General features: G+C 47.6%; 9 protein-coding genes. All 9 read right to left on the bottom strand.

Going from position 1 to position 13,111, the window contains the following annotated elements; translation table 11 throughout:
• Positions 1-277 precede the first annotated feature (277 nt).
• The 9 genes from ACH97_RS17490 to tsf all read right to left on the bottom strand — a co-directional run bounded on the left by ACH97_RS17490 (position 278) and on the right by tsf (position 13,020).
• Positions 278-4,594, bottom strand: coding sequence for a PolC-type DNA polymerase III (locus ACH97_RS17490; RefSeq protein WP_020451423.1), 4,317 nt, complete (start codon positions 4,592-4,594; stop codon positions 278-280).
• A gap of 87 nt (positions 4,595-4,681) precedes the next feature.
• Complete coding sequence (locus tag ACH97_RS17485) at positions 4,682-6,400, bottom strand: proline--tRNA ligase (RefSeq protein WP_020451422.1); 1,719 nt, start codon at positions 6,398-6,400, stop codon at positions 4,682-4,684.
• A 109-nt stretch (positions 6,401-6,509) separates the two neighbouring features.
• Positions 6,510-7,775, bottom strand: a complete 1,266-nt coding sequence (gene rseP / locus ACH97_RS17480) for an RIP metalloprotease RseP (RefSeq protein WP_095323561.1) — start codon at positions 7,773-7,775, stop codon at positions 6,510-6,512.
• Between the two features lie 6 nt (positions 7,776-7,781).
• Complete coding sequence (dxr, locus tag ACH97_RS17475) at positions 7,782-8,933, bottom strand: 1-deoxy-D-xylulose-5-phosphate reductoisomerase (RefSeq protein ID WP_020451420.1); 1,152 nt, start codon at positions 8,931-8,933, stop codon at positions 7,782-7,784.
• A 46-nt stretch (positions 8,934-8,979) separates the two neighbouring features.
• Positions 8,980-9,783 carry a phosphatidate cytidylyltransferase gene (locus tag ACH97_RS17470; RefSeq protein ID WP_020451419.1) on the bottom strand — a complete coding sequence of 268 codons (804 nt, stop codon included), beginning with the start codon at positions 9,781-9,783 and terminating at the stop codon, positions 8,980-8,982.
• Between the two features lie 12 nt (positions 9,784-9,795).
• Positions 9,796-10,578, bottom strand: a complete 783-nt coding sequence (locus ACH97_RS17465; RefSeq protein ID WP_020451418.1) for an isoprenyl transferase — start codon at positions 10,576-10,578, stop codon at positions 9,796-9,798.
• A 129-nt stretch (positions 10,579-10,707) separates the two neighbouring features.
• The gene (gene frr / locus ACH97_RS17460) at positions 10,708-11,250 is read right to left on the bottom strand and encodes a ribosome recycling factor (protein WP_154495759.1); all 543 of its coding nucleotides are present in this window, start codon (positions 11,248-11,250) and stop codon (positions 10,708-10,710) included.
• Between the two features lie 16 nt (positions 11,251-11,266).
• Positions 11,267-11,989 (bottom strand): UMP kinase, encoded by a 723-nt coding sequence (gene pyrH, locus ACH97_RS17455; protein ID WP_020451416.1) that lies wholly within the window; start codon positions 11,987-11,989, stop codon positions 11,267-11,269.
• 149 nt (positions 11,990-12,138) lie between these two features.
• Positions 12,139-13,020 (bottom strand): translation elongation factor Ts, encoded by an 882-nt coding sequence (tsf, locus tag ACH97_RS17450; protein ID WP_020451415.1) that lies wholly within the window; start codon positions 13,018-13,020, stop codon positions 12,139-12,141.
• Between the last annotated feature and the right edge of the window lie 91 nt (positions 13,021-13,111).

The raw sequence follows: 13,111 nt of genomic DNA, 5'->3' as shown, positions 1-13,111 counted from the left end.
TGAATTTTTGAAATTTGAAGATGTGCTGCAGATTCACGCAGGTTCAATGTTTGCCGGAGGAACGAAGAACTTTGTTTGTTTAATCAAGAAACTAACTTCTGTTCACTGAAAAAGTGAACTTCTTTATAGAATAATATCATTTTGAAAATATTAACATTAATGTATTTTTATTGTCAATCAATCTGACAAACTTTCCGCACTATACGCGCCTCTGAATCTTCGAAGAACGCGCTGGGTTAGAAAACAAAAAAGAGACTGCCGAATAAGTCGGCAGCCTTTAAAATAAAGACAGCTGGTTCTGATCTGGGAGCGACTCGAGACAGCCGTGGCGCTCCAAGTATTCCATGATCGTTTTTGACACCTTGCCTCTTTTTTGCAAATCTTCTTTGGAAAGAAATTCGCCTTCTTCCCTTGCTTTGACAATATTCAAAGCGGCGTTTGTTCCAAGCCCCGGTATTGAATTAAACGGCGGAATCAAGCTGTTTCCGTCAATGATGAATTCGGAAGCGCTCGATCTGTATAAGTCGACTTTTTGGAAAGAGAAGCCCCTTTCGCACATTTCAAGCGCCAGCTCAAGCACCGTGAGCAAACTTTTCTCTTTCGGAGAAGCGTCAAGGCCTTTAGAGTTGATGTCATCCATGACGGCTTTAATCGCTGTCGACCCTTTGATCATCGTTTCGATATCAAAGTCATCGGCCCGCACCGTAAAGTATGCTGCGTAGTAGAGCAGCGGATGATGGACTTTAAAATAAGCGATTCTGACCGCCATCAAAACATATGCCGCAGCGTGGGCTTTCGGGAACATGTATTTGATTTTTTTACACGAGTCGATATACCAGTCCGGAACATTATTATTCTTCATTTCTTCTTCCCATTCAGGTGTCAGTCCCTTACCTTTACGGACAAATTCCATAATCTTAAAGGCGAGGGATGGCTCAAGCCCCTGGTAGATTAAGTACACCATAATATCATCACGGCAGCCGATCACTTCGCTCAGTTCACAAATATTATTGTGAATCAGCTCCTGCGCGTTGCCGAGCCATACGTCCGTACCGTGTGACAGGCCGGAAATCTGAACGAGCTCGGAAAATGTCGTCGGCTTGGTGTCTTCGAGCATCTGTCTGACAAAGCGGGTTCCGAATTCAGGGATGCCAAGCGTTCCGGTTTTACAGCCGATCTGCTCTTCGGTTACCCCTAAAGATTCTGTCCCTTGGAAAATTTTCATCACTTCGGGATCATCGGTCGGAATCGTCTTCGGGTCAATCCCGCTCAGATCCTGGAGCATACGGATGACCGTCGGATCATCGTGTCCGAGAATATCCAGCTTCAGCAGGTTGTCATGGATGGAATGGAAGTCAAAGTGCGTCGTCTTCCATTCGGAATCGGTGGCATCCGCCGGAAACTGGATTGGTGAAAAGTCGTAAATATCCATGTAATCAGGCACAACGATGATTCCGCCCGGGTGCTGCCCTGTCGTCCGCTTGACGCCTGTACAGCCTTGGACAAGGCGGTCGATTTCCGCCCCGCGCATATGCAAATTGTTGTCGTTAGCATACCCTTTGACATACCCGTAAGCCGTTTTTTCGGCGACTGTGCCGATCGTTCCCGCACGGTAGACGTTATCCTCTCCGAACAGGACTTTCGTGTAGTTGTGGGCGTGCGGCTGATATTCGCCCGAGAAGTTCAAGTCGATATCAGGAACCTTGTCCCCTTTAAACCCCAGAAACGTCTCGAACGGTATGTCGTGGCCGTCTTTTCTGTAGGCCGCTCCACACTTCGGACAGTCTTTGTCAGGCAAATCAAATCCCGAACCGACCGATCCATCGTTGAAAAACTCGGAATGGCGGCAATCCGGACAGACGTAATGCGGCGGCAGCGGGTTGACCTCGGTAATTTCCGTCAATGTTGCGACAAGGGAAGAACCGACCGATCCCCTTGAACCGACAAGATAGCCGTCATCAAGGGAGCGTTTTACAAGCTTATGAGAGATCAGATAGATGACGGCGAATCCATGGCCGATAATGCTTTTCAGCTCTTTTTCGATCCGCTTTTCGACGATTTCCGGAAGGTCGTCGCCGTAAATGCTTTTTGCTTTCTCATAGCTCATGCGGCGGATTTCGTCATCTGCGCCTTCGATCTTCGGTGTGTAAAGATCGTCTTTGATCGGCTTGATTTCTTCGATTCGCTCGCTGATCAAACGGGTGTTCTTGACGACGATTTCTTTCGCTTTTTCCTCACCCAAAAATGAAAAGGCCTCAAGCATTTCATCCGTCGAACGGAAATGAACGTTCGGCAGTTCGTGCCTGTTGAGCGGATTTGCGCCGCCTTGTGAGGAAACCAGAATCTTGCGGTAAATTTTATCCTCAGGGTTCAGGTAATGAACATTCCCCGTAGCTACTACCGGAATATTCAGTTTCTCGCCGAGCTTTGTGATGTTGGCGATGATTTCTTTTAACGCTTTTTCATCCCTGACGAGTTCAAGCTGGAGCAGGTGCCGGTAGACTTCAGGCGGCATGACTTCAAGATAGTCATAAAATGAAGCGATGTCTTCGACCTCTTCCGGCGATTTCTGCATCATGCCTTCGAATACTTCGCCTTTGTCGCATGCCGAACCGATTAAAAGGCCTTCTCTGTACTTTTCAAGCTGTGACCTTGGGATCCTCGGCACCCTGTAAAAATAATGGATATGTGAAAGCGACACGAGTTTGAAAAGGTTTTTCAAACCTGTCTCATTGACTGCCAAAAGGGTCGCGTGATATGGCCTTGAACGCTGATAGGCATTGGACTGCCCCATATTTTCATTCAGCTGATCGTGGTACATGATATTTTTTTCGGCCGCGTCTTTCAGCATTTTCACAAGGAGATAGCCCGTCGCTTCGGTATCATAAATCGCCCTGTGGTGCTGGGTGAGCTCGATGTCAAACTTTTTACAAAGCGTATTCAGCCTGTGGTTTTTGAATTCCGGATAAAGAAAACGGCCCAGCTCAAGTGTGTCAATGACCGGGTTCTGCACTTTCTCCGAATTCAGCAGACGCTTGTAGGCGACATTGATGAAGCCGATGTCAAAGCTTGCATTGTGAGCGACAAGCGTGTGATCTCCGACCCATTCTTTAAAATCTCGGATGACCTCTTCGGCTTCAGGCGCATCTTTCAGCATATCATCGGTAATCCCAGTCAGCTCGATGATCGTAGCCGATAAAGGGCGATGCGGGTTTGCAAACCTTTCAAAGCGTTCGATGATCTCCCCGCCTTTTACTTTTACGGCGGCCAGCTCGATGATCGTATCATAGACGGCCGACAGCCCCGTCGTCTCGACGTCGAACACGACATATGTCTCCTCTTCAAGCAGGCGGTGCACCGGATTGTAGGCAATCGGCACGCCGTCGTCGACGAGGTTGGCTTCAAGTCCGTAGATCATTTTCACGCCATGCTTTTTGCTCGCCGCGAATGCATCAGGAAACGATTGGACAACAGCGTGATCAGTGAGCGCGATAGCCGGATGCCCCCATTTTTTCGCCTGTTCGACAAGCTTGCCGATACTTGATACGGCATCCATCTGGCTCATCGGTGAATGGAGGTGGAGCTCGACACGTTTTTCGTCCTCCGGTGCTGTATCCTCACGGGTTTTCCCTTTGATTTCATTGACATCGTTGGCGATCATCACCAAATCGCGGACGAATGTATCGTTTTGTATGCTTCCTCTCGCCTTTACCCACATCCCTTTTTTCAGGGACTTCATCAAAACAGCGTCCTCTTTTTCACGTGCGAACATTTTGACGAGAATGCTGTTTGTATAGTCGGTTATCTTAAAGATACAAAGCGTTCTGCCGCTTTTCAGCTCTCTTGTTTCAGCGTCGAATACATAGCCTTGCACCGTAATTCTCCGCTCTTCATCCATGATGCTGTCAAGCGTTCTGATCTCTTCAGAGTCTTTAATCTGGTAGCCGATCTGAAGAGGGCCTGACGGCGCTTCATCGTCTTGGGCTTCCTTATCCTGCTTTTCCATTTCGATTAAAGCCTGAAGGGCTCTCTCTTGATCTTCGGCCATTTTTTGCTCTCTGAATTTCTGAATCTCTTGATCTGACACAAAGATTTCTGTGTCGAGCTGGAGCTCAGGAAAACCGAATGTGCAGTAGCTTGACTGGATGAGCGAGCTGTATTTCTTTTTTAAAGCGGATGCTTCTGTATCTGTTTTCGTTTTAAGCAGGATTTTGTTCCCCGTAAGCTTGGGCTTTTGGTCGTTCAAAAGCGTCAAAATCGGCGGGGAAATACCATCGAGTTCCTGGATGCAGCGCGTCCAGTAATCCTGAACAAGCTGCTCGTCAATCGAAGGGTTTTCCGCCTCGATGGAACAGGTGACCTGAGCGATATGGGAAAAGGTGCGGGTCAGCTGGGTGTGAAACCGTTCGAAGATTTGATAAGGCAGGACATTTTTCAATTTAAAGTGAAAGTGCCATGTCTTCTTGTTTTTATGAACGGTCAGCTTTATGATTTGTCCGCCTTCAAGGTGACGGATCATCGTATCTTCCGTTACATTCAGCTGCTGCAGAAGAATTTGAAACTGTCTTCTGTTGACAGAAAGCTGGTCTTCCAAGACAGATTCCTCCCTAAAAGAAAATCATAATTGAAGGTACCTTGGGACGATTCCCGAGGTACCTTCCTTTACTCTAGTTTAACATCTTTAAGAGTGAGAAGATAAGCTCTTGACTTGTTTTTCGATAAAGTCCAAAAGCTCTTCAGCGGCGACTTCAAATGATTCTCCGGTTTTGCGGATCTTCACTTCGACAACGCCTTCATCAGCTCTTTTTCCGACCGTGATGCGGATCGGCAGACCGATCAAATCGGAATCTGCAAATTTAACGCCGGCCCGTTCAGCACGGTCATCAAACAATACGTCATAGCCGTTCGCTTTAAAATCTTCATACAGCTTTTCGGCAAGCTGAACCTGCGCGTCATTTTTCATGTTAAGCGCGAGGATGTGCAGGTCATACGGCGTCACTTCCAGCGGCCAGATCAAGCCTTTATCGTCATGATGCTGCTCAACGATGGCCGAAAGTGTCCGGGAAATCCCGATTCCATAGCAGCCCATCAGCATCGGCTGAGCGCGTCCGTTTTCGTCAAGGTATGTTGCGTCCATCGCTTCAGAATAGCGGGTGCCGAGTTTAAAAACTTGTCCGACTTCGATTCCTTTTGCAAAACGGATCGTTCCGTTTCCATCCGGTGAAGGGTCTCCTTCCTGGATCAAGCGGAGATCGGCGAATGTCACATTGTGCACATCCCGGCTGATATTCACGTTTTGATAATGGTAATCTGTTTTATTCGCTCCTGCTGCTGCGTTTGCCATCGCCTTCACAGCAAAGTCTGCAAAGATTTCGATTTCACGGTCGAGCCCCACCGGTCCGACAAAGCCAGGCTCAGTACCTGTTATCTCAGCAACCTCTTCGACGCTCGCGAATTCGATCGTTTCTGCTTGGAGCAGATTCTTCACCTTAATATCGTTGACTTCATGATCCCCTCTCGTCAACACGAGGACAAAACGTCCGTCTGCTTTCATGAGCATTGATTTCACGCAGTCTGACGGGGATATGCCAAGAAATGCGGCAACTTCTTCGATCGTTTTGACCGAAGGTGTGTGGACTTCCTGGAGCTCTTTCATTTCAGCCTTCTCGCCAGCACCGGCTTCCTTCACTTCAGCCATTTCGATGTTGGCAGCGTATGAAGACTGATCAGAATACGCAATTGTATCTTCACCGACATCGGACAATGCCATAAATTCATGGGTATCCTTTCCGCCCATCGCGCCTGAATCTGCAATGACCGGTCTGAAATTCAAGCCGCAGCGCGTAAACACATTCGTATACGCCTGGTACATATCATTGTACGTTTTATCAAGGCTTTCGGCGGAAGAATGGAAGGAATACGCATCCTTCATGATGAATTCCCGGCCTCTCAACAGACCGAAGCGCGGGCGCTTTTCATCGCGGAATTTCGATTGGATCTGGTAAAGGGTCAGCGGAAGGCGCTTGTACGATTTCACTTCATCTCTGACGATGCTTGTGATGACCTCTTCGTGTGTCGCGCCAAGGGCAAATTCGCGGCCGTGGCGGTCTTTCAGCCTCATGAGCTCAGGACCGTACGTGTACCATCTTCCCGATTCCTGCCAAGTTTCCGCCTGCTGGAGCGCCGGCATCAGCATTTCGACGGCATTGATTTTCTCCATTTCTTGGCGGACAATGCTCTGGATTTTATGAATGACTTTATTGGCAAGAGGCATATAGCTGTATACACCGCTTGTGTTTTGTCTGATAAACCCCGCTCTGAGAAGAAGCTGATGGCTTTTTGCTTCAGCATCAGCCGGCACTTCGCGGAGCGTAGGAATTAAAGTCCTGCTCTGTCTCATTCGTTCGCACCTCATTTGTTTCAGTTGGTTACTTTTTGAGTCGGGAACGGCGTCCCTAAAAAAGAGCCTTTTAAAAGGGCTTGGCTGCACTTAAAAAAGGCAATTGGTTTTACAGAAATAAGCGCTGGATATCGTTCCATGTGACGACAAGCATTAAGAGCATCAAAAATGCGACGCCGACAAAGACGACAAACGCTTCTTTTTCTCGGTTGATCGGCTTTCCGCGGATCGCTTCAATAAACAGGAACAACAGTCTGCCGCCGTCCAGCGCAGGGATTGGCAGAAGGTTGACGATCCCGAGGTTAATGCTTAAAAATGCGGCCAGCTTCAGCAGATTGATAACGCCTGTCTTGGCCACTTGGTCTGTCATGTCATAAATGCCGACAGGACCGGCCAGCATGTCGATTGAGAATTGTCCCGTGACGAGCTTTCCGAGATTGGTCACGATGCTCTGCGCTACTGTCGCCGTTTCGGTCGCACCGTAGGAAATTGATGTCAGGATTCCTGTTTTCACCGGGTTGTAAGCGCCGAATCTGCCGACGGTTTCGTCCCCTGCCTTGACTGCTTCAGGTGTTACGTATTTCGTCACCTTGACGTTGTCGCGCATCACAACGATTTTCAGTTCTTTTTCAGGGTGTTCCCTGACCGTGTTGACAATATCCGTCCACGATCTCATGTTCTCCCCGTTGATCGTTTGAATGCGGTCTCCTTCCTGGAGTCCCGCTTCCGCCGCCCGTCCGTTGTCTATCAACTTGCCGAGCACCGGCTCGTCAGACGGCACTCCCTGCATCAGGCCGAGCATTACGAGAATGACATAAGCCAAAATAAAGTTCATGATCGGGCCGGCCGCAATCGCCTTTATACGCTGCCAAACCGTTTTTGAATGGAATTGGCGGTTGTAAGGAGCGATCTGGACTTCTTCCCCGTCTACGATGAAAAAGGACGTTTCACTGACAGAAAAGGATGAGAGATGATCTTCATTGCCGTGCTCATAGCCCGTAATCCTCATCTGATGCTCCAGGTCAGCCTGCTCCACTTCGATGACCAATGCGTCAGGATACTTTTCTTTTTGGTTGATAATGATCTTTTCGACTTTGTTTTCGCTGTCGAACAACAGCCCGACCGTATAACCGGGCTTCACTTCAATCATCTCAGGATCTTCGCCGGCCATTCTAACAAAGCCGCCGATCGGAAGAAGCCTGATCGTATAAACGGTCTCATTTTTCTTAAACGAAAAGATTTTCGGACCGAAGCCGATTGCAAACTCCCGGCACAGTATTCCGGCTCTTTGAGCAAGGATGAGATGACCAAGCTCATGGAAAAATACGAGCGTTCCAAAAATAAGAATAAACGCGATCACAGTATTCACGAACATACCACCTTATGTGAGTAATGTTTGGACAAACTTTCTGGCGTCTTTGTCCACTTCACGGATCTCTTGAAGGCTCGGCTTTGCGATCACCTGATGGCGTTCCAAAGCTTTTTCAATAATGTCTTCAATCCCGAGAAAGGAAATCCTGCCCGAAAGAAATGCCGCAACGGCTTCCTCGTTGGCCGCGTTTAAAACAGTCGGCATTGTACCGCCTATTTTACCTGATTCATAAGCGAATTGTAAGCAGCGGAACCTTTCAAAATCAGCTTGGGCAAAATTCAGCTGTCCGACTTGCCAGAGTTCGAGTGATTTGGCTTCATCAAACGGCAGGCGTTCCGGATAGCTGAGCGCATATTGAATCGGCACTCTCATATCAGGTGTGCCAAGCTGGGCGATGACGCTTCGGTCGTGGAATTCCACCATTGAATGAATGATGCTTTCTTTGTGAAGGAGGACATCGATCCGGTCATAAGGCAGATCAAACAGCCAGTGCGCTTCAATGACCTCGAGCCCTTTATTCATCATTGTAGCCGAATCGATCGTGATTTTTGCACCCATCGACCAATTTGGATGATTGAGGGCTTCTTCCACTGTGACGCCTTCAAGTTCCTGCCTTGTTCTGTCCCTGAAGCTGCCGCCTGAAGCCGTGACGATCAGCCGTTTAATATGCTTCGGATTTTCCCCCTGGAGCGCCTGAAAAATCGCAGAATGCTCGCTGTCGACTGGCAAGAGCGGGACATCGTATGTTTGGGCGTGTTCTTTCACTATATGACCGGCTGTCACGAGAGTTTCCTTATTTGCAAGCGCGACTGTTTTTTTATGCTCCATCGCCTTTAAAGTCGGCAGAAGACCGACGCTGCCGACGAGAGCATTGACAATGACATCCGCTTCCGGACTAACGGCCGCTTCGATTAAAGATTCCTCCCCGATCCCTGTTTTAAAGGTGTAAGAAAAAGAATGCTGTTTTAATGCTTCATATGTATGCTCATCCCCTACAGATACATACTTCGGTTTAAATGTTTCAATGATTTCTGCCGCTTTTTCGGCGTTTTTTCCGAAAGACATGGCGGTCAGCTGAAACTTATCGTCATGCGCTTTGATCACATCAAGCGTCTGTTCTCCTATGGAGCCTGTCGCCCCCAATAGACATATGTTCTTCAAAATTGCCGCACCTCTGTTTCTTTCTAGCTATCAGTACCCTTTTCTATCATAGCCCGAACGGCTGAAAAAGAACAAGCAGGAAGTATAGAACCGGCATGACAAATAAAAAGCTGTCAAAGCGGTCCAGCATTCCGCCGTGTCCCGGAAGGATCCGGCCCGAGTCTTTCACTTTGTAGTGCCTTTTGAACGCAGACTCGGCCAAATCGCCGATCTGACCGACGATTGATAAAAGCACGGTAATGATCAGCACAAACAGATAAGCGTGCGGAAAACCTGTGGCAGCCTGATAAATCGCGGAAAAAACGACCGCTGTCAAAATTCCGCCCCAAAAGCCTTCAACCGTTTTGTTAGGGCTGATTTCAGGCCAGAGCTTCCGCTTTCCAAACGCCTTTCCGATAAAATAAGCGCCGGAATCCGTTGACCAGACGACGCCGATTGCAAAAAAGACATAGCTGAGTCCGATGTTTCTGATTTCAATAAAGTAATAAAACCCGAATCCGATATAAACTGCTGCCAGCGCCACGAATGCCGCTTCGTCAAAAGTAAACGAGTTTTTGCTGAGCACCGTGTATGCCAAAAGCAAAAGGACGGCCAAAAAGACGACCTCCCCTTTGGTTATGCCCAGCCCCGCGTCTTCCGCATATTGGCTTGGATACAGCAAAACCGCCAAAAGCAGCAGGCTGATGATACCCGGAGCGCTGATAAGCTTCAGGCCTTTCATTCTTAAAAGTTCAAATAGAGCGAGTATACCTATTGCATAAACTAGCAGGGTGAACGGCAGCTTGCCGAAAATCACGAGCGGCAGAAAAACCGCTGCCGCGATCACACCCGTCAATATTCTCTGTTTCATCTGCACCATCCTCTAAATTCCGCCAAACCTTCTCCCGCGACGCTGATATTCTCCGATAGCCTGAAGCAAGTGAACGTCTTTAAAATCAGGCCACAATACATCGGTAAATAAAAATTCGCTGTAGGCAAGCTGCCAAAGCATGAAGTTGCTCAGCCTGATCTCGCCGCTTGTGCGAATCAGCAAATCAGGGTCCTGCAAAGCTTCTGTCATTAAATAATCGGAAAATAGCTTTTCGTCGATTTCCTCGGTATTCAATGTGCCTTTTTTCGCTTCTTCGGCAATTCTCTTTGCGGCTCTGACGATTTCTGCACGTCCCCCGTAATTCAATGCAAAATTAAGAATAAGTCCGTCATTGTTCTCCGTATCACGGATGGCTTTTTCAACCGCGCGGATCGTGTGGGGCGGCAGTCCTTCCCTATCGCCTGTCAAGCGGACCCGGACATTTTCTTCGACCAGCTCCGGGAGATACGTTCCCAGGAACTCTTCAGGCAGCTTCATCAGAAAGTCAACCTCAAACTTAGGACGCTTCCAATTTTCCGTCGAAAAGGCATACAGCGTCAACGCTTTGACACCGAGCTCATTGGCAAGCTTTGTCGTCTGTCTGACTACCTTCATGCCTTCGTGATGACCCGCGATGCGGGGCATCGCCCGTTTCTTTGCCCAACGGCCGTTTCCGTCCATAATAATGGCGATATGTTCAGGAATTTCTCCTTTTAAAATATTTTCTTTTGTGTAACATTCCATGTTGGAAGCAGCTGAATGCTGATTCTTCCAATTTTTGAGTATATTGAGCATGAGAGTCCTCCATCACCCAAAAGGTTGCTTTCCTGTTATATCGTTCTTGATAACAACAGTATTAACAAAAAAACCCCCTGTAAACATGAGAGGGTCTTTTCACTATTATCTATTGTACAGAGTTTTTCATTAAACTTCCATGATTTCTTTCTCTTTATCTTTTGTGATCTCATCAATTTTTGACACATATTCATCTGTCAGCTTTTGTACGTCTTCCGTTGAAGAGCGCAATTCATCCTCAGTCATTTCACCATTTTTCTCTAGTTTTTTCAGATCGTCATTGGCATCGCGGCGGATGTTGCGAACCGCGACTTTAGCATCTTCCGAATATTTTTTCACGAGCTTGGCAAGCTCTTTTCTGCGCTCCTCAGTTAGAGGAGGGATCGTGATCCGGATGATGTTGCCGTCGTTTGATGGAGTTATGCCGAGGTCGGCTTTTTGAATCGCTTTTTCAATATCGCCGAGCGCTGTTTTGTCATACGGTGTGATGAGAAGCATGCGCGCTTCCGGAACCGTAATGGACGCGATCTGGTTTAAAGGCGTCTGCGCTCCGTAGTATTCAACTGTCACTTTGTCCAGCAAAGACGGATTTGCACGTCCTGCACGTACAGTCGCCAATTCGCGCTGATAAGCGCCTATCGCTTTTTCCATCCGTTCTTTTGTTTCATTCATCACTTGAGTTGACACGTTATTTCCCCCTTACGATTGTACCGATTTGTTCGCCTAAAACGGCTTTTTTAATATTTCCTTCTTCCATAATAGAAAAGACGATCAGCGGGATGTCGTTATCCATGCAAAGTGAAGAGGCGGTTGAATCCATGACGGCCAAACCGTCTTTTAACACATCGAGATAAGACAATTTTTCATATTTTACGGCTGTTTCGTCAGTTCGAGGATCGGCATTGTATACACCGTCGACATTATTTTTAGCCATTAAGATGACGTCGGCTTCGATTTCAGCCGCTCTGAGCGCTGCTGTCGTATCCGTTGAGAAGTATGGATTGCCTGTACCGGCAGCGAAGATGACGACGCGCTTCTTTTCAAGATGGCGAATCGCTTTTCTTCTTATGTATGGCTCAGCGACCTGCCGCATTTCGATGGATGTCTGAACTCTTGATTGAATGCCGAGCGTTTCAAGGCTGTCTTGCAGCGCAAGGGAATTCATGACCGTTGCAAGCATTCCCATGTAGTCCGCTGTTGCGCGGTCCATTCCGAGATCGCTGCCCGTTTTTCCGCGCCACAGGTTGCCGCCGCCGACGACGACCGCCACTTCAACATCAAGCTCGGCGATTTCTTTCACCTGTTTGGCGATGGACTGGATCACGGTCGGGTTGATGCCGTTTCCCTGTTCACCCGCAAGGGCTTCTCCGCTAAGCTTTAATACGATACGATTATACTTTGGTTTTTCCATATTAACCTCCAAGTGCATGCTTGCCGTTATTTATTATGCAAGAGAAAAAAAGGTTTGTAAACTGTTTTAAAAATAGGGACACAAATTGTGTCCCCTATTTTCTTTGAAAAGATCCTGCCATGTGTTTTAAGGCAAGCGGCTTTTCAATCTTATTTTTTCACTTGGTTCATAACTTCTTCAGCAAAGTTTTCTTGGCGTTTTTCGATACCTTCTCCAACTTCGTAGCGGACGAATGTTTCAACTGTTGCATTTTTCGCAGCAACGACCTGTTTCACTTTTTCATCCGGGTTTTTAACGAATGCTTGATCAAGCAGGCAGATTTCTTCGAAGTATTTGTTCAGGCGGCCTTCAACCATTTTTGCGACGATGTTTTCAGGCTTTCCTTCTTGAAGCGCCTGCTGAGTCAAGATTTCGCGCTCGCGGTTCGCTTCTTCTTCTGACACTTGGTCACGGGAAATGAAGCGAGGGTTTACAGCTGCAACGTGCATCGCGATGTCTCTTGCTGTTTCTTCGTCAGTTGTGCCGTTAAGGACAGTCAATACGCCGATTTTTCCGCCCATGTGCAGGTATGCGCCGAATGCAGCGTCATCGCCTTTTGTCAGGACAGTGAAGCGGCGAAGCGTGATTTTTTCTCCGATTTTAGCAACCGCGCTTGTGATGTATTCTTCTACAGTTGAACCGTTAGCCATTTTTTGAGCCATAGCAGCTTCAACGCTTTCAGGCTTTTCAGCAAGAATGTGGTCAGCAAGGTCGTTCAAAAGCTCTTTGAAGCCTTCGTTTTTCGCAACGAAGTCCGTTTCGGAGTTCACTTCAAGAATAACGCCTGTGTTGCCGTCGGTTTTGATCAAAGTCAAACCTTCAGCCGCGATGCGGTCAGCTTTTTTGGCAGCCTTTGCGATTCCTTTTTCTCTTAGAAGATCGATCGCTTTATCCATGTTGCCGTCAGTTTCAGTTAACGCTTTCTTGCAGTCCATCATGCCTGCGCCAGTTTTTTCACGAAGCTCTTTTACCATTTGTGCAGTAATTGCCATTTTTGATTTCCTCCTTATATATCAAACAAAATATGTAAGTGTTGATCTGGTGAAAAAAAAGGTGATAAAAGGCAGACCCCCTTATCACCTT

Source organism: Bacillus paralicheniformis, assembly GCF_001042485.2.
GTDB classification, from domain to species: domain Bacteria; phylum Bacillota; class Bacilli; order Bacillales; family Bacillaceae; genus Bacillus; species Bacillus paralicheniformis.
The sequence above is the reverse complement of the archived record's forward strand: the minus strand, read 5'-3'. Positions and strand labels throughout refer to the sequence as shown.